Source organism: Geodermatophilus sp. URMC 60, assembly GCF_053502585.1.
Window position 1 is genome coordinate 4,081,838 of sequence record NZ_CP199958.1, and the last position, 16,216, is coordinate 4,098,053.

16 protein-coding genes, 1 pseudogene and 1 riboswitch are annotated in these 16,216 nt (G+C 74.9%); of the genes and pseudogenes, 8 read left to right on the plus strand and 9 right to left on the minus strand.

The annotated features are described in order from the left end of the window. Positions 1-54 precede the first annotated feature (54 nt). Positions 55-336 carry a DUF1905 domain-containing protein gene (locus ACWIX3_RS19265; protein WP_448608957.1) on the minus strand — a complete coding sequence of 94 codons (282 nt, stop codon included), beginning with the start codon at positions 334-336 and terminating at the stop codon, positions 55-57. A gap of 108 nt (positions 337-444) precedes the next feature. Here ACWIX3_RS19265 and ACWIX3_RS19270 point away from each other — a divergent pair, with 108 nt between their 5' ends. Further along, positions 445-2,097 (plus strand): Na+/H+ antiporter, encoded by a 1,653-nt coding sequence (locus ACWIX3_RS19270; RefSeq protein ID WP_448608958.1) that lies wholly within the window; start codon positions 445-447, stop codon positions 2,095-2,097. Between the two features lie 37 nt (positions 2,098-2,134). Here ACWIX3_RS19270 and chrA read toward each other — a convergent pair whose 3' ends face one another. From chrA to ACWIX3_RS19290, 4 genes are read right to left on the minus strand one after another with little or no spacing between them, the layout of a single operon-like run. After that, positions 2,135-3,520 (minus strand): chromate efflux transporter, encoded by a 1,386-nt coding sequence (gene chrA / locus ACWIX3_RS19275; protein WP_448608959.1) that lies wholly within the window; start codon positions 3,518-3,520, stop codon positions 2,135-2,137. A gap of 16 nt (positions 3,521-3,536) precedes the next feature. Beyond that, positions 3,537-3,968, minus strand: coding sequence for a chromate resistance protein ChrB domain-containing protein (locus ACWIX3_RS19280; protein ID WP_448608960.1), 432 nt, complete (start codon positions 3,966-3,968; stop codon positions 3,537-3,539). Continuing rightward, entirely contained in the window at positions 3,965-4,447 is a 483-nt protein-coding gene (locus ACWIX3_RS19285; protein ID WP_448608961.1) for a Chromate resistance protein ChrB, read from the minus strand. Before ACWIX3_RS19285 ends, ACWIX3_RS19280 begins: the two co-directional genes overlap by 4 nt. Before the next feature lie 42 nt (positions 4,448-4,489). Continuing rightward, a complete protein-coding gene (locus ACWIX3_RS19290) occupies positions 4,490-5,464 on the minus strand; it encodes a sulfotransferase (protein WP_448608962.1) in 975 nt (324 codons plus the stop codon). A 77-nt stretch (positions 5,465-5,541) separates the two neighbouring features. On the opposite strand from ACWIX3_RS19290, the gene ACWIX3_RS19295 reads away from it, so the two are divergent. From ACWIX3_RS19295 to ACWIX3_RS19310, 4 genes are all read left to right on the plus strand, one after another. Then, positions 5,542-6,468, plus strand: a complete 927-nt coding sequence (locus tag ACWIX3_RS19295) for a hypothetical protein (RefSeq protein ID WP_448608963.1) — start codon at positions 5,542-5,544, stop codon at positions 6,466-6,468. A 42-nt stretch (positions 6,469-6,510) separates the two neighbouring features. Continuing rightward, a riboswitch (SAM riboswitch) is annotated at positions 6,511-6,622 on the minus strand. 227 nt (positions 6,623-6,849) lie between these two features. Next, on the plus strand, positions 6,850-7,374 hold the full coding sequence (locus tag ACWIX3_RS19300; protein ID WP_448608964.1) for a cysteine dioxygenase: 525 nt from the start codon (positions 6,850-6,852) through the stop codon (positions 7,372-7,374). Positions 7,375-7,588: 214 nt separating this feature from the next. Next, a complete protein-coding gene (locus ACWIX3_RS19305) occupies positions 7,589-8,479 on the plus strand; it encodes an alpha/beta fold hydrolase (RefSeq protein ID WP_448608965.1) in 891 nt (296 codons plus the stop codon). 10 nt (positions 8,480-8,489) lie between these two features. Next, positions 8,490-10,013 (plus strand): acetyl-CoA hydrolase/transferase family protein, encoded by a 1,524-nt coding sequence (locus ACWIX3_RS19310; RefSeq protein WP_448608966.1) that lies wholly within the window; start codon positions 8,490-8,492, stop codon positions 10,011-10,013. A 31-nt stretch (positions 10,014-10,044) separates the two neighbouring features. Here the strand turns inward: ACWIX3_RS19310 and ACWIX3_RS19315 are convergent, their stop codons facing one another. Continuing rightward, on the minus strand, positions 10,045-10,644 hold the full coding sequence (locus ACWIX3_RS19315; protein WP_448608967.1) for a YceI family protein: 600 nt from the start codon (positions 10,642-10,644) through the stop codon (positions 10,045-10,047). A gap of 363 nt (positions 10,645-11,007) precedes the next feature. Here ACWIX3_RS19315 and ACWIX3_RS19320 point away from each other — a divergent pair, with 363 nt between their 5' ends. Beyond that, a complete protein-coding gene (locus tag ACWIX3_RS19320) occupies positions 11,008-12,501 on the plus strand; it encodes an amidohydrolase family protein (protein WP_448608968.1) in 1,494 nt (497 codons plus the stop codon). Between the two features lie 98 nt (positions 12,502-12,599). On the opposite strand, the gene ACWIX3_RS19325 is transcribed toward ACWIX3_RS19320, so the two are convergent. Next, positions 12,600-13,364: a crotonase/enoyl-CoA hydratase family protein gene (locus ACWIX3_RS19325; protein WP_448608969.1), complete on the minus strand. Its 765-nt coding sequence runs from the start codon at positions 13,362-13,364 to the stop codon at positions 12,600-12,602. Next, the gene (locus ACWIX3_RS19330; protein WP_448608970.1) at positions 13,361-14,530 is read right to left on the minus strand and encodes a CaiB/BaiF CoA transferase family protein; all 1,170 of its coding nucleotides are present in this window, start codon (positions 14,528-14,530) and stop codon (positions 13,361-13,363) included. The genes ACWIX3_RS19325 and ACWIX3_RS19330 overlap by 4 nt, the downstream gene beginning before the upstream one ends. A gap of 32 nt (positions 14,531-14,562) precedes the next feature. Between ACWIX3_RS19330 and ACWIX3_RS19335 the strand changes: the two genes are divergently transcribed. Further along, positions 14,563-15,012, plus strand: coding sequence for a MaoC family dehydratase (locus ACWIX3_RS19335; RefSeq protein WP_448608971.1), 450 nt, complete (start codon positions 14,563-14,565; stop codon positions 15,010-15,012). A gap of 496 nt (positions 15,013-15,508) precedes the next feature. Beyond that, positions 15,509-15,871 (plus strand): cupin domain-containing protein, encoded by a 363-nt coding sequence (locus tag ACWIX3_RS19340; protein WP_448608972.1) that lies wholly within the window; start codon positions 15,509-15,511, stop codon positions 15,869-15,871. 23 nt (positions 15,872-15,894) lie between these two features. Here the strand turns inward: ACWIX3_RS19340 and ACWIX3_RS19345 are convergent. After that, positions 15,895-16,212, minus strand: a pseudogene (locus ACWIX3_RS19345) (hypothetical protein); the annotation flags it as partial. Between the last annotated feature and the right edge of the window lie 4 nt (positions 16,213-16,216).

Genomic DNA, 16,216 nt, shown 5'->3' on the forward strand with positions numbered 1-16,216 from the left:
TGACGGAGGGGAATCTACGCCAGCTCCCCCGCCCGCCACCGGAGCGCCACGAGGTCAGCCGAGGCGCTCCGACAGGTGCACGGTGACCTCCTCGCCGGCCTCCTTGCCGATCGTCCGGCGGACGTCGGCGGCCACCGGGAGCTTGTGCGTGCCGTCCCCGAGGGCCATGAAGGAGCTGCGGAACGGGTGGCCGTCGATGGTGCCGCGGACCTTCACCAGCCCGCGGGTCCCGAAGAACTCCGCGGAGCCGGGCATCTGCACGTAGGTCCAGCCGCCGGGTGCGGAGCTGCGGACCAGGGTCGCGGTGAACGCGGTGTCCAGCGGGGTGGTGGGCATCGTCGCCGTCCTTCCGTCGGGGCGTCTCGCTCCTCCGACGGCGCGAGGTGCCGGAAGTCATCGGACGCCCGCCCAGCCCGGCCACGGCCGCCGGGGAAGGATGTCCCGGTGCACGTGGAGACCCTGTTGCTGCTGGTCCTCGGCGCGGTTGCGATCATGGTGACGGTGCGCTGGGTGGCCGACCTCACGGGCCTGCCGGCGGCCGCGCTGTTGACCCTGACCGGCATCGCCTACGCCTACCTGCCCGGGCCCAACGTCGAACTGGACCCCGAGCTGGTGCTCACGCTGGTGCTGCCACCGCTGCTCTACAGCGCCGCCCTGGACAGCTCGCTGACCGCGATCCGCCAGAACCTGCGCACGGTGGTCAGCCTCTCGGTCCTCCTCGTGACGGCCACCGCGCTGGTGATCGGGCTCGGGTTCGAGCTCTTCGTCGCCGGGGCGACACTGGCCGCCGGCATCGCGCTCGGCGCCGCGGTGGCGCCCCCGGACCCGGTCGCCGCCCTCGCCGTGGGGCGCAAGGTGGGCCTGCCGCCGCGGCTGGTCACGCTCATCCAGGGCGAGGGGCTGCTCAACGACGCGACGGCCCTGACCATCCTGTCGGTCGCGGTGACCGCCACCCAGGGCGACGGGTTCTCCACACCGGCGGCCCTCGGCCAGTTCGTCGTCGTCGCGGCCGGCGGCGTCGCCGTCGGGGTGTTCGTCGCCCACGCCGTGCGGCCGCTGCGCCGGATCCGGCGCGACCCGCTGACGTCGAACGCCGTCTCCCTGGCCACGCCGTTCGTGGCCTACCTCATGGCCGAGACGGTGCACGTCTCCGGGGTGCTGGCGGTCGTCGTCGCCGGGCTCGTCATCGGGCACCACAACCCCAGCTGGGCGTCGGGCGCCAGCCGGCTGCAGACCGAGGCGGTCTGGCGGTTGGTCGACTTCCTCCTCGAGGGCGTCGTCTTCCTCCTCATCGGTCAGCAGCTGCCTGCCGTGATCAGGGGGCTGGGCAGCTACGACACCGGCACGATCGTCACCGCGGCGTCGATCACGGTCGGCGTCGTCCTGCTGCTGCGGCCGCTGTGGCTGTGGCTCACCGAGCACCTGCCACGGTCCCTGCACACCCGCCTGGGCGGCGAGGACGTCGCCGGGGAGGACGGCGACCCGCGGACGTCGCTGCAGCAGCTCACGGGACGGGAGATCGTGGTCCTCAGCTGGGCCGGGACCCGCGGGGTGATCAGCCTGGCAGCCATCTTCACCCTGCCGTTGACGACCGACAGCGGGGCGCCGTTCCCCGACCGCGACCTGCTGCTGTTCTGCGCCTTCCTCGCCGTGCTGGTCACCCTCGTCGGGCAGGGCCTCACCTTCGCGCCGCTGGTGCGCGCACTGGGCCTGCGCGCCGACGAGGCCGACCGGGCCCGGCTGCGCAACGAGGCTCGGGCGGCGTCGGTCGAGGCCGGGCTGCGGCGGCTCGACGAGCTGGCCGCCGAGCAGCACGACCACGTCGACGACGACGCCATCGAGAGCATCCGGACCCAGCTGCAGGCGCGGCTGGACCGCTACCGCCGCCGGCTGGACATGCTGCAGGGAGCCGAGGGCGGCGAGGTGCCGATGTCCCCGCAGTACGAGGCGGCCCTGCGGGTGCGCCGCGCCGTGCTCTCCGCCCAGCGGGAGGAGCTGCTGCACTGGCGCGACGTCGGCCGGCTGCCCGACGAGGGGTTGCGTCGGCTGGAGCGGGAGCTCGACCACGAGGAGGGCCGCCTGCCGGCCCGTCGCTGAGCCCCGGCCCGCGAATGGAGGGGGCAGGGGCCCTCCGTCAGCCGACCGGCAGCCCGACGAGCCCCGCGGCCAGGCCCAGCAGCGCGCAGACGCCGAGGGTCCGCAGCACCGACCAGCGCAGCCGGAACAGCAGCACGGCGGCCACGACGGCGAGCGCGAGCGACACCGGCCGCAGCGTCGTCGGGTCGGGCAGCTCGAGGTGCAGCGGACCGCGGTCCACGCCGACGGTCCCGGAGAACAGGGTGTGGACGGCGAAGTAGACCCCCAGGTTGGCGATCACGCCGACCACCGCCGCGGTGATGCCGGTCAGCGCCGACGACAGCGACCGGTTGCCGCGCAGCCGCTCCATGTAGGGCGCACCCAGCAGCACGAACAGGAAGCTCGGCACGAAGGTCACCCAGGTGACGAGCAGCGAGGCCAGGACGGCGGCCACCCACGGGTCGAGCGCGCCCGGGTCGCGGTACGCGCCGAGGAAGGCGACGAACTGCACGACCATGATCAGCGGCCCGGGCGTGGTCTCGGCCAGCGCCAGACCGCGCACCATCTCCCGCGGCCCGAGCCAGCCGTAGGTCTCCACCGCCTGCTGGGCCACGTAGGCCAGCACGGCGTAGGCGCCGCCGAAGGTGACCACCGCGGCACCGGAGAAGAACAGCCCCTGCTGGGTGAAGACGCTGCCCGCGCCGGTCAGCAGCGCGACCGCGGCCACCGGCACGCCCCACACCAGCAGCCCGACGAGCAGCACCCGCAGCGTCCGGCGCGTGGTCGGCGGCTCGGAGTGCAGGACGTCGTCGCTGATGACCGGCGGCGGGCCGTCGTCCCCCGCGGCGGCCGCCGCCTTCTGCGGCAGCGCGCCGGGGTGCCAGCGACCCAGTGCCCAGCCGGCGACGCCGGCCAGTGCCACCACCACCGGGAACGGGACGCCGAACAGCGCCAGGGCGAGGAAGGCCGCGACCGCGACCGCGACCAGCGCCCGGCTGTTCAGCGACCGCTTCGCGACCCGCTGCACGGCCTGGGCGACGATCGCCAGCACCGCGGGGGCGAGCCCGGCGAACACGGCGAGGACGGCGGTGGTGTCGCCGAAGGCGACGTACACGGCCGACAGCGCCAGCAGCGCGACGACGCCCGGGAGCACGAACAGGCCGCCGGCCACCAGCCCGCCGCGGGTGCCGTGCAGCAGCCAGCCGACGTAGGTGGCCAGCTGCTGGGCCTCCGGGCCGGGCAGCAGCATGCAGTAGTTCATGGCGTGCAGGAACCGGCGCTGGCCGATCCAGCGGTGCTCGTCGACGAGCGTGCGCTGCATGACCGCGATCTGCCCGGCCGGGCCGCCGAAGGTCTGCAGCGAGATGAGGAGCCAGGCCCGCACCGCGGTGCGGAAGGGCACGACCGTCTGCTCGTGCGGCGCGGCGGGGGTGTCGGCGTCCACGGGTGTCCTCGCGGGGTCAGGCCGGCTCGCGGCCGAGCAGCAGGCGGTGGCGGTGGTACTCGTACAGCCCGTCGAACAGCGACCCGGCGACGGCGAGGGTCTGCTCGTCGGTGCCGGTCATCGACAGGCCGCGCAGCAGGTCGTCGAGCCCGGCGGCCTCCGGCGCGTCGAAGCGCCCGTCGTCGAGGTCGGCCTCGTGCACGGCCTCGGCGATCCGCCGGAGCACCGGGTCGGTGAGCTGGTACCGGCGCAGGATCGTCTCGGAGCTGCAGTCGCCGCCGGCGTGGCCGAGCGCCACCCCGCGCATGTCGAACGGGGTGGCGCCGGCGGGCACGTCGGCCGGGTCGGCGACGAAGACGAACTCCGCCGCCGGGTCGACGCAGCGGCGGATGAGCCAGGCGCAGGCGGCGCGGTCGATGTGGACCCCGGCGCGGGTCGCCCACCTCACCGCGCCACCTGCTCGGTCACGGTGGCCTCGGCGAGCGCGCGCAGCGCCCGGGCGGCGGCCTCCCGCTCGGCAGGCGGGAAGAAGTCCCGCCGGCCGATCGCGCGGAACTCGGTGCGCAGCCGGCGCAGCGCCCGGGACCGCTCGGCCGGCTCCGCGGCGACGGCGGTGGAGCACTCCTCGGCCAGCGCCCGGTACTCCGCGGCCCGTGCCGCGGCCATCCCGGCGGCGAGCTCACGTTCCTGCGCCGCGCCGGCCGGTCGCGCCACCCACAGCCCAGCCGTGCCGCCGGCCGCGGCGACGTCGTCGGCCAACCACTCCAGCGACTCGCGGGTGCGGGCGTCGGCCGGCAGCGCCACCAGGCCGTCGGCGAGCTGGGCCACGCCGAGCCGGCGCAGCCGCCGCCACAGCGTCGTCCGCGGACCCGACGGCTCCCGGGGGAGGCGGTAGGACAGCAGCACCCACTCGCCGGTCGCATGCACGATTGATGCAACCATGGTTGCACCGCCCGTGTCCAACGAGGATCAGGGGGGCGTGCTGCGGGCGGCGCGGGAGCGGAAGTCGCCGCGACCGGTGTCGCCCTTCCAGTCGGCGAAGGACTCCCCGGTCAGCTCCTCGAGCACCTCGATGTCGGACAGCAGCGGCTCGAGCACCTCGCGGCGGACCCCGACCGGCATCGGTGGCCGAGGAGCGCGCCCGGCGTGCAGCGCGGCGACCAGCGGGCGGCTGACCTGCCGCCACACCCGCGGTGGGGCGTAGGCGCCCAGCGCCGCGCCGGCGCGGACGGCCCGCGACAGCAGGCGGTACCGGGCGGTGTCGGCGACGTAGGGCTTCACGTTCTCCGGCGGGACCGCGTGCGCGACGCCGGGTGCCACGCCGAGGAAGACGCTGACCTGGTCGAGGGTCTCCTGCGGGCTGTCCACCACCTGCCGGTAGCGCAGCAGCAGGACCCGCTCCCGGGGCACGTGCCGGTACAGGTCGCGCAACTGCTCCCCGTAACGGCCCAACCCCCGGTAGTGCCAGAACGGCGCCCAGCCGTCGGCGACGCGACGCTCCTCGTGCCGGACGGCGGTGAGGAAGTCGGCCTCGGGTTCCAGCCCGTCGGCGCGCAGGTGCACCCAGTTCGACCAGGCCCGGTCCACCGGGTCGCGGACGACGGCGACCACCCTGACGTTGGGCACGTCGGCGGCCAGCCGGGCCTGGGCGGCGCGGTCGTACAGGTAGAACGGCGTGCTCTCGCCGCGGACGGCGCCCTCCGGGGCGGCGGCGAACAAGGCGAGGTAGTCCTCCCGCTGCCAGATCCACTCCCGGGAGCTGTGCGCGTCCCCCGGGCCGCGCTGCTGCGACCGCGGCGGCGGCCGACCGTCGGTGAGGTGGTACTTCGGCTCCTTGACCGGCGAGAGGTACAGGTCGGGGTGGGTGGCCAGGGCGGCGTGCAGCGCCGTCGTCCCGGCCTTGGGTGCGCCGGCGATGACGAACTGCGGCAGGCGTCCGGTCACGGGAAGGCCCTCCTGGTCGGGTTCGCGGTCGGATGCACACTGGCGGCGTCCCCCTCGGCCGACCCCGGAGCCGCCGCGTGCGCAGCAACCCCGCCCCTCCGTCCCCGGTGCGCCCGCCGGCCCCCGATCGGTTCTGGGCCGACGCCGAGGTCGTCCTGGAGCCGGAGGACCCGCGACCGGGCTCCTGGGCCGGCGGCCCGTCGGTGCAGCTGGTCGACGGGACGTGGTGGCTGGCCGCCCGGCTGCGCCGGCCGGTCGGCGAGGGGCGGGGGTTCGCCAACGTCGTGTCCCGGTCCGACGACGGCGTCCGGTTCACGCCGGTGGTGGCGGTGGGGAAGGACCGGTTCGGCGCCGAGTCGCTCGAGCGCCCGGCCCTGGTGCACACGCCGGAGGGCCGGTGGCGGCTGTACGTCAGCTGCGCGACGCCGGGCACCAAGCACTGGCGGGTCGACCTGCTCGAGGCCGACGACGTGGCGGCGCTGGCCACGGCCGAGCCGCGGACCGTGCTGCCGGGCAGCGACCTCGCGGCGGTCAAGGACCCGGTCGTCCGGCACGACGGGCGGCAGTGGCACCTGTGGGCCTCGGTGCACCCGCTCGACGACCCGGAGGCGACCGACCGGATGACCACCGAGCACGCCACCAGCTCCGACGGCGTCGACTGGACCTGGCAGGGCACCGCGCTGGCCGGTACCCCGGGCAGCTGGGACGCGCGCGGCGTCCGGTTCGCGACCGTGGTCCTGGACGGCGACCGGACCTGGGCCCTCTACGACGGCCGCGCCACGGCCGGGGAGAACTGGGAGGAGCGCACGGGACTCGCGGAGGCGGACGGCGACGGACGCTTCACCGCGGCAGCGGACGGCCCGCTGCTGCAGAGCCCGCACCGGCCGCACGGGCTGCGCTACGCCGACCTGGTGGTCCTGCCCGAGGGCGGCGCCCGCTGGTACTACGAGGCGACCCGGCCCGATGGCGCCCACGAGCTGCGCACGGTGTTGCTCGACGGCTGACCGCGGCACGCTGCGCTCCTCGCATCCGGACCCGGTGTGCGGAGCCCGCGCTCGCGGGTGCCGGTCGGCGCCCGCCAGGTCGTCACCCGGGACACCCGTCCCGCAGGAGGGTCGCCGGCCGGCGAGCCGGGGCTCGTCGCCGGCGCTCGTGACCCGCCGGGAGCCTGACACGCCGTCTCGAATCCCGTCAAACCCGATCGACCTGGTAGGGATTGACCCGTGCGCGCCGTACCGACCGCCGCCCTTGCCCTACCGCGGCCGGTGCGGCGGGTGCTCGTCGACCTCGGCCGGGTCTGGTCCGCCGCCTGTCGCTGACGGCGTCCTCCCCGCCGGCCGCCGCTCCGCGCGACCGGACCCGACCTCCCCGAGGAGACCTGCGTCATGACCCGATCCCTGCCGTCCCCTGCCCGGCTGCGCCCGGCCGACCGCCGCACCGGCTCGGCCGCACTCGCCGCGGCCCTGGCCGTCGCGGCCGACCGCTGGCTGCCGCTCGTCGAGCACCGCGGGGACAGCCGGTGGAGCGCACCGCTCCCCCGCCCTGCTGCCGCCGACGTCCTCGACCCGTCCCTGCACGAGGACCTGGCCCGCGCCCAGGTCTGGCTGCTGTCCTGGCTGCCCGGCCAGGGCACCGACCTGCACGACCACGGCGGCTCCGCCGGCGCCTTCGCCGTCGTCCGCGGGGTGCTGTCCGAGGCGGTGGGCGCCCGGGAGGGCGTCGCGGAACTCTCCGCCGGCCGGGTGCGCCACTTCGGCCCGCACCACGTGCACCGGGTGACCAACCACGGCGCCGAGGCAGCGGTGAGCGCGCACGTCTGCACACCGCGGCTCACCGTCATGAACACCTACCGCGTCGAGGAGCGGGTGCTGGTGCGCACCGGCACCGAGCGCGCCGGCGTCGACTGGTGAAGGCCCCTCTGCCCCCGCCACTCGCAGGCTCGCGGCGGGACCCTGCAGGAGGGCCGCCGGGACGGGGCCGACCCGGGACGGGGCCGGCGGTGCCCTGGACGGCCCCGCCGGCGGCCCGGTCCTCCAGGGCCCACGGCAGGTCGCCGGGCAGGCGCTGCGTACCGTCCGTCGCGGCTCCCGACGTCCGGGACCCCGACCGCGAGGAGCTGCCGCGATGTCCCGCCCCGGAGTCCCGGACGCCCCCGAGGCCGTCCCCGCCTGGTTCACCCGCGCGCTGGCCAGGGCTCCGGAGCACCGGGACGTCGTGGTCGACGGCGTCCGGATCCACTACCGCGCGTGGGGAGAGCCGGGCCGGCCCGGGCTGCTGTTGGTGCACGGGGGCGCGGCGCACTCCGGCTGGTGGGACCACGTCGCCCCGCTGCTCGGTACGCACCGGGTGGTCGCCCCCGACCTGAGCGGCCACGGCGACAGCGGCCGGCGCGCGGGCTACGGCATGCAGCAGTGGGCCCGCGAGGTGCTCGCCGTCGCGGCCGCCGAGGGCCTCTCGCGCCCGGTGGTGCTCGGGCACAGCATGGGCGGTTGGGTCTCGCTGACCCTGGGCGTCGAGCACGGGGACGAGGTCGCCGGCGTCGCCGTCATCGACTCCCCGCTGGACCGGCAGCCGCCCGAGGAGCAGAAGCTGCGCGAGCGACCGCTGGGGCAGCGGGTGCACGCCGACCTCGAGACGGCGGTGGCCCGCTTCCGCACGCTGCCGCCGCAGGAGGTCTACCTCCCGTACGTCCGGGAGCACGTGGCCCGCGGCTCGCTGCGGCCGGTCGAGGGCGGATGGACGTGGAAGTTCGACCCGGGCTTCTTCGGCAGCCGGCCCCTGGTGCGCCAGCTGCTGCCCCGGCTGGCGGCGCCCGTCGCCCTCCTCCGCTGCGAGCAGGGCCTGGTTTCCTCGGAGATGGCCGCCGAGATGAGCGCCCTCGTGCCCGGCGGTCTGCCCCTGGTGGACCTGCCCGAGGCCGGCCACCACCCGATGCTCGACCAGCCGCTCGCGCTGGTCACCGCCGTCCGCACGCTGTTGGCCGTCTGGCCTCGCGGACCGGTGCCGCCCGCGTAGCGTGACCGGCATGGCGGGCTCAGGACGGATCCACCACCCCGGGCTGGCGCGCAAGACCGTCTCCGCCGAGGTCGCCGCCGGGCACGTCCGGCACGGCGACACCGTCGGCATGAGCGGCTTCACCGGCGCCGGCTACCCCAAGGCCGTCCCGCAGGCGCTGGCGCGACGGATCTCCGACGCGCACACCGCCGGCGAGCCCTTCCGGGTCAACGTCTGGACGGGTGCCTCCACCGCGCCCGAGCTCGACGGTGCGCTCGCCGCTGCCGACGGCATCGAGCTGCGGCTCCCCTACCAGTCCGACCCGGTCAGCCGCGACAAGATCAACCGCGGCCTCATGGAGTACATCGACGTTCACCTGTCGCACGTGGCGCAGATGGCGTGGGAGGGCTTCCTCGGCCCGCTCGACGTCGCCGTCGTCGAGATCAGCGGGATCACGCCCGAGGGCGACCTCATCCCCTCCTCGTCGGTGGGCAACAACAAGACCTGGCTGGACCGGGCCGACCGGGTGGTCCTCGAGGTCAACTCCTGGCAGAGCACCGCGCTCGACGGGATGCACGACATCTACTACGGCACCGCACTGCCACCGGCCCGCCTGCCGATCCAGCTGACCCGCCCCGACGAGCGGATCGGCGTCCCGTACCTGCGCTGCCCCCAGGACAAGGTCGTCGCCGTCGTCGAGACCGATGCCCCCGACCGCAACAGCGGCTTCGCCGCACCGGACGACGCCTCACGGGCCATCGCCGGGCACGTCGTCGAGTTCCTGGAGCACGAGGTCGCCCGGGGCCGGGTCCCGCGCGCGCTGCTGCCTCTGCAGTCCGGCGTGGGCAACGTCGCCAACGCTGTCCTCGCCGGGCTCGGGGCGTCGTCCTTCGAGGGGCTGACCGCGTACACCGAGGTCATCCAGGACGGCATGCTCGACCTGCTGAGCACCGGCCGGATGGTGTCCGCGTCGGCGACCGCGTTCTCGTTGAGCTCGGAGGGCATGGCGCGCTTCGACGCCGAGGCGCAGACGCTGCGGGAGCGGATCCTGCTGCGGCCGCAGGAGATCAGCAATCACCCGGAGATCATCAGGCGGCTGGGCGTGCTGGCCATGAACGGGCTGATCGAGGCGGACATCTACGGCAACGTCAACTCCACCCACGTCATGGGCAGCCGCATCCAGAACGGCATCGGCGGCTCGGGCGACTTCGCCCGCAACGCCTACATCTCCTTCTTCACCACCCCGTCGACTGCCAAGGGTGGTGCGATCTCGACGATCGTGCCGATGGTCAGCCACGTCGACCACACCGAGCACGACGTCTCGGTCGTCGTCACCGAGCAGGGCCTGGCCGACCTGCGTGGCCTGCCGCCGCGGCGGCGGGCGGAACTGGTGATCGAGCGGTGCGCCCACCCGGACTACCGCCCCCTGCTGCGCGACTACTACGAGCGGGCGCTGCACGGGTCCCCGGGCCGGCACACCCCGCACCTGCTGGCCGAGGCGCTGAGCTGGCACACCCGGTACCTGACCGAGGGCTCGATGCTGCCCCCGCGCTGACCGCGTCCCAGGCTCTGGGAGGGGTCCTGCTTCAGGACACGCGGACGGCGGAGACGTCGAACTCGATCTGGATGCGGTCGCTGACCAGCACGCCGCCGGTGTCCAGCGGGGTGTTCCAGGTCAGCCCCCAGTCGCTGCGCTTGATCGCCAGTGCACCCTCGAAGCCCACCCGGGTGTTGCCGAACGGGTCCTTCGCCGAGCCGGTCAGCGAGAAGTCCACCGAGACCGGCCGGGTGGTGGCGCGGATGGTGAGGTCACCGGTGACCGTGTAGGTCTCCGAGTCGACCTGCTCCACGTCGGTGGAGGCGAAGACGATCTCGGGGAAGGTCTCGACGTCGAGGAAGTCCGCCGAGCGCAGGTGCGCGTCGCGGTCGGCCTGGCCGGTGTCGATGCTGGCCGTCCGGATGCGCAGCGACACCGAGCTGGCCTCCGGGTTCGCGACGTCGAGGTGCGCCGTCCCGCTGAAGTCGGTGAACGACCCGCGCACGGTGGTCACCATGGCGTGCCGGGCCCGGATCCCGATGCGCGTGTGCGCGACGTCGACCTCGTAGTCCCCCGTGACGTCGACGAGCGCGCTGGTGGCCGCGTCGAAGTCGGTGGGGTCCGCGTCAGGTGCCCGGTGCTTGCCCACGGTGGCCCTCCTTCCCCCCTGTGCGCGCTCCATCCTGGCGGATCGGGTCCGGCCCGGGCACGCCAGGGTGCTGCACCGGGGCGTTGCCCACGTCGCGGTGGGGTCCGCTCCGGCTGGCCGTGCGCCCCTGGAGCCGCGGACGACGATCAGAGGGTGGACGGGACGGCCCGGTCGCTGCGCAGGACCGGGCAGGTGGCGGTGGGCCCGAGGCGCCGCTGCACGCCTCGACGACGCCGGTGCGCCGGACCTGCGTGGACCCCTTGACACGTGACCGGGGTCACAGCGAGGGTGCCGCCACCCGGGCGCGATGACCGCTGTCCGGACAGCTGTCCAGATAGCCCGGACGACGTCCAGGAGGAGACCATGACCGATCCCCAGCCCGCGGGTGCACCGCCCGTGGCCGGCCGCCCGGTCGTGCTGCGCGGCGGCACGGTGCTGACCATGGACGACGCCGGCACCGTCCTCCGCGACGCGGACGTCCTCGTCGTCGACGACCGCATCGCCGCCGTCGGCACCGGCCTGGACGTGCCCGAGGGCACCCAGGAGATCGACGCCCGCGGCGGCATCGTCATGCCGGGCATGATCGACACCCACCGGCACATGTGGCAGACCGCCATGCGCGGCTACGGCGCCGACTGGACCCTCACCCAGTACTTCGTCTGGTACTACCTCGAGCACGGCAAGCACTTCCGCCCGCAGGACATCGCCGCCGGCAACCGGCTGGCCGCCATCGAGTCGCTCGACGCCGGGGTCACGACGACGGTCGACTGGTCCCACGGCCTGCAGACCGTCGAGCACGGCGAGGCGGCCCTCGACGCGCTGCGCTCGGTGCCCGGCCGGTTCGTCCTGGCCTACGGCAACATCCACCAGGGCCCCTGGGAGTGGACCGCCGACCCCGCCGTCCGCTCGTTCCTCGAGCGACTGCGCGACGAGCGCGACGACATGATGGGCGTCCAGATCGCCTTCGACGTCACGGGCGACCCCGCCTTCCCGGAGCGAGCCGCCTTCGAGGCCGCCCGCGACCTCGGCATCCCGGTGACCACCCACGCCGGCGTGTGGGGCGCCACGAGCGACACCGGCATCCAGCAGATGCACGACGGCGGGTTCATGACGCCGGAGACGACGTACGTCCACGCCTCCACGCTGACCCGTGACAGCTACCAGCGGATCGCCGCCACGGGCGGCTCGATCTCGGTCGCGACCGAGTCCGAGTGCAGCGCCGGCCAGGGGCACGCGCCCACCGAGCAGGTGCTCCAGTACGGCATCCCGGTGTCCCTGTCGCAGGACACCAGCGTCTGGTGGAGCGGTGACATGTTCTCCGCGATGCGCGCCACCCTCAACGCCGACCGCATGGCCGAGCACATGGACGCCCACCTCAAGGGCGAGACGATCACCCACCTGCGGCTGCGTGCCCAGCAGGTGGTCGAGTGGGCCACGCGCGGCGGCGCCCACACCATCGGCCGCGACGACGACCTCGGCAGCCTGCAGCCGGGCAAGAAGGCCGACGTCGTCCTGGTCAGGAACGACGCCTCCCCCGTCTCCTTCCCCCTGCTCAACCCCTACGGGCACGTGGCCTTCCAGGCCCAGCGCGGGGACGTGCACACCGTGATCGTCGACGGCCGGGTCGTGAAGCACGCCGGGCAGCTCGTCGGCATCGACCTGGCACCGGTGCGCCGCGAGATCGAGGACACCATCGACCACCTGCGGGCCGAGATCGGCGAGGAGGCCTGGCAGTCCGGGATGTTCCCGGACAAGCCGGACGCCGAGGCCGAGGTGCTGGACAACCCGTACCAGTACACCGACTTCAAGGACGAGTCCAAGCGGGCCGGCGGCGAGGACCGCGTCCTCGGCCGCTGACGCGGTCCGTCCGCCGTCCCGGTGACGGCACCGGGACGGCGGACGGCGGCTGCGTCAGCGGCTGGTCAGCGGCTGGTCAGCGGCTGGTCAGCGACTGGTCAGCGGCCGCGCCAGACGGGGCGTCGCTTCTCGGCGAAGGCCGCCGCCCCCTCACGCGCGTCCTCGCTGGCGAAGACCGGCGCGACGAGCTCGGCCTGCCGGGCCCAGCCCTCCTCCGTCGTCCAATCGGCGCCGCCGAGGACGACCGCCTTGGTCGCGGCCAGGGCCAGGGGGCCGTTCGCCGCGATCGTCGCGGCGAGCTCGAGCGCCCCCTCCAGCGCGCCGCCCTCGGGGGTGACCCGGTTGACCAGGCCGGCCTCCGCGGCCCGCCGGGCGTCGATCGGGTCGCCGGTCAGCAGCATCTCCATCGCCACGTTGCGCGGCACCCGCGCCGGCAGCAGCAGCGCGCCACCCGCGGCGGCGACCAGCGAGCGCTTGACCTCGGGCACCCCGAAGCGGGCGGTCTCGGCCGCCACCACCAGGTCGCAGGCCAGCACCAGCTCGAACCCACCCGCCAGCGCCCAGCCCTCGACCGCGGCGACGAGCGGCTTGCGCGGCGGGGTCTGCGTGATGCCGCACAGCCCGCGGCCCTCGATCGCCGGGGTCTCGCCGCGCAGGAAGGCCTTGAGGTCCATGCCCGCGGAGAAGGTGCCGCCGGCGCCGGTGAGGACGCCGACCCGCAGCCCGTCCTCGGCGTCGAGCTCGTCGACCGCCGCGGCCACGCCCTCGGCGACGGCGCGGTCGAGCGCGTTGCGCGCCTCCGGCCGGTCGATCGTGACGACCAGGACGCCCTCGCGCCGCTCCACCCGCACCTCGTCCCTCACCGCTGCTCCCCTCGGTCCGCCTGCACCACGGCGCCGCTCTCCAGCAGACCGGCCACCTCGTCCTCGCCGAAGCCCCACGCGGCCAGCGCCGTGCGGGTGTCCTGGCCGGGCGCACGGGGTGCCCCGCGCACCGCACCCGGGGTGCGCGAGAAGCGTGGCGCCGGCGCCGGCTCGGGGTGCCCACCGCGGTCGGCGAAGGTGCCGCGGGCGGCCAGGTGAGGGTGGTGCGGCGCCTCGGTCAGCCCGAGCACCGGCGTCACGCAGGCGTCGGTGCCGGCGAAGGCCTCGGCCCACTCGTCGCGGCTGCGGGTGGCGAAGGCGGCGGTGATCCGCGCGCGCTGCTCCGGCCAGCGGGCGACGTCGAGCTGACCGCCGTGCGCGTCCGCGTCGATGCCCAGACCCGCGAGCAGCTGCGCGTGGAACTGCGGCTCGATGGCCCCGACCGCCACGTGCCGGCCGTCGGCGCAGGCGTAGGTGCCGTAGAAGGGCGCGGCGCCGTCGAGCAGGTTGGCCGCGCGGCGGTCCTGCCAGGCGCCGGCGCCGAGCAGGCCGTACACCATGGTGACCAGCGAGCTGGCGCCGTCCACCATGGCCGCGTCGACCACCTGGCCGCGCCCGCTCGTCCGCCGCTCGAGCAGGGCGGCGAGCACGCCGACGACGAGGAACAGGGCGCCGCCGCCGAAGTCGGCGCCGATGTTGAGCGGCGGGACCGGCGCCTCGGCCGTCCCGATCGCGTGCAGGGCGCCGGTGAGCCCCAGGTAGTTGATGTCGTGCCCGGCCCGGTCGGCGAGCGGGCCGTCCTGGCCCCAGCCGGTCATCCGCGCGTAGACCAGCCCGGGGTTGCGGGCCCAGCAGTCGTCGGGGCCGACGCCGAGCCGCTCGGTGACGCCCGGGCGCAGCCCCTCGACCAGCACGTCGGCGGTCTCCACCAGCCGGAGGACGACGTCGCGGCCGGCCGGGCTCTTGAGGTCGACGCCGACCGAGGGGCGGCTGCGGTTCAGCGCGTCCCGCTCCGGGGGCACCAGCTGCGTGCCGCCGCCGGGCCGGTCGACCCGGACGACGTCGGCGCCCAGCTCGGCCAGCAGCAGGCAGGCGTAGGGGGCGGGGCCGAGACCGGCCAGCTCGACGACGCGGATGCCCGCGAGGGGGCCGGAGGGCGGCAGCACGGGACGCACCGTAACGCCCTACGGTCGGCCGGGTGGCTGAGCGCTGGTTCGAGGACTACGTGCCCGGGACGACCGCCGAGCACGGCCCGCTGCGGGTGGAGGAGGACGACGTCGTCGACTTCGGCCGCCGGTTCGATCCGCAGCCGTTCCACGTCGACGCCGAGGCGGCCGCCACCGGCCCGTTCGGCGGGCTGATCGCCAGCGGCTGGCACACCTGCGCGCTGATGATGCGGCTGCTCGCCGACGAGTACCTCTCCCCCGTCTCCAGCCTCGGCTCCCCCGGCGTCGACGAGCTGCGCTGGATCGCCCCGGTCCGGCCGGGCGACGAACTCACCCTGCGGACGACAGTGGCCGAGGCCCGGCCGTCGCGGTCGAAGCCCGACCGCGGCCTGGTGCGCACGCAGGTCGAGCTGCTGCGGCAGGACGGCACCGTGGTGCTGACGATGACCGCGATGAACCTGATCCGGGTCCGCCCCGCCTAGGGTCTGTCCTGCGGATCTCGTGCGCCGACGCCCGTGTCTCCGGGGGCAGCGCCGGTCACGGGTCGGTCTCGGAGGGAGCCACGGGGCGGGCAACCTCTTGCTCGTCTGCTCGTCTGCTCGTCGCGGGAGCGCTACAGCTGTCCCGGGCGGCGGTGGGCGGCACGAGGTGCGAGCGCGCCCTGGCCGATGCCCGGCGGCTCCACCGCACGCCTCTGCCGCGTCAGGCCCACTGCGAGTGGGACACCGGGCGCGCATTTCATCTCATCGATTCCCATCCCATTGCCGTCCGTTTTGTCGTTTCTCATCACATCGACCGCAAACAGGCGCACTGGTCTGGTCGCGGCAGAATTCATTGACCTCCCAGCCGTGCGGGACGACAGTTGTCCGGACCGGACGATCCTGCCCAGCGCACCAGGGCATCCGGACCGGCTGTCGCTGTGCTGGACGGGGCCCGGTCATCTCAGGTCCTTGACGTCCACCAGAGGAGGACCCGGCGATGGCCAGCATCGAGACCAAGAACATGGACCACCCCGATGAGACCCGCACGCCGGAGAAGACCACCATGAGCGTCGTCCACCTGGGCGACGCCACCGTGGGCCGCTACACCCTGCAACCGGGTTGGAAGTGGTCGGACTGCATCAGGCCGGTGGTCGGCGGAGACAGCTGCCAGGCCGCGCACCTGGGGTTCCTCGTGTCCGGCAGGATCCACGTCGCCGCCACCGACGGCACTGAGGCCGACCTCGGCGCGGGTGACGTCTACCGCCTCGAACCGGGCCACGACGCGTGGGTCGTGGGTGACGAACCGGCCGTGGCGTTGGAGTTCGAGAGCAAGACGGCCGAGACGTACGCCCGGAGCTGACCTGCAGCTCGTCCCGGAACGCCGCGGAGCCGGCGGTGGCAGGTGAGGGCGCCGGCCAGCCGAACCAGTTCGAGGTGGGGTCGGCGGTGCCCACACCGGGTGCCGAGGCGCTTGCCGGCGTGCAGCCAGGCGGAGCAGCGCTCACCCACCCGGTGCTGCCGGCCGAGACCGGAGCCGTGCGCGACGCCGCGGCGGGCCGTGCATGGGGTGGTGCCGCGTCCCGGGAGCCGGCGGCAGGGGACGTCGTGGTGGTACCCGCGGTCGGTGACACCTCCTGCCTGACGGCTCTGGGCAGCGCGGGCCACGGAGTCGAGAGGCCGAGGGCGTCCACGGGGCCGGCCGCAG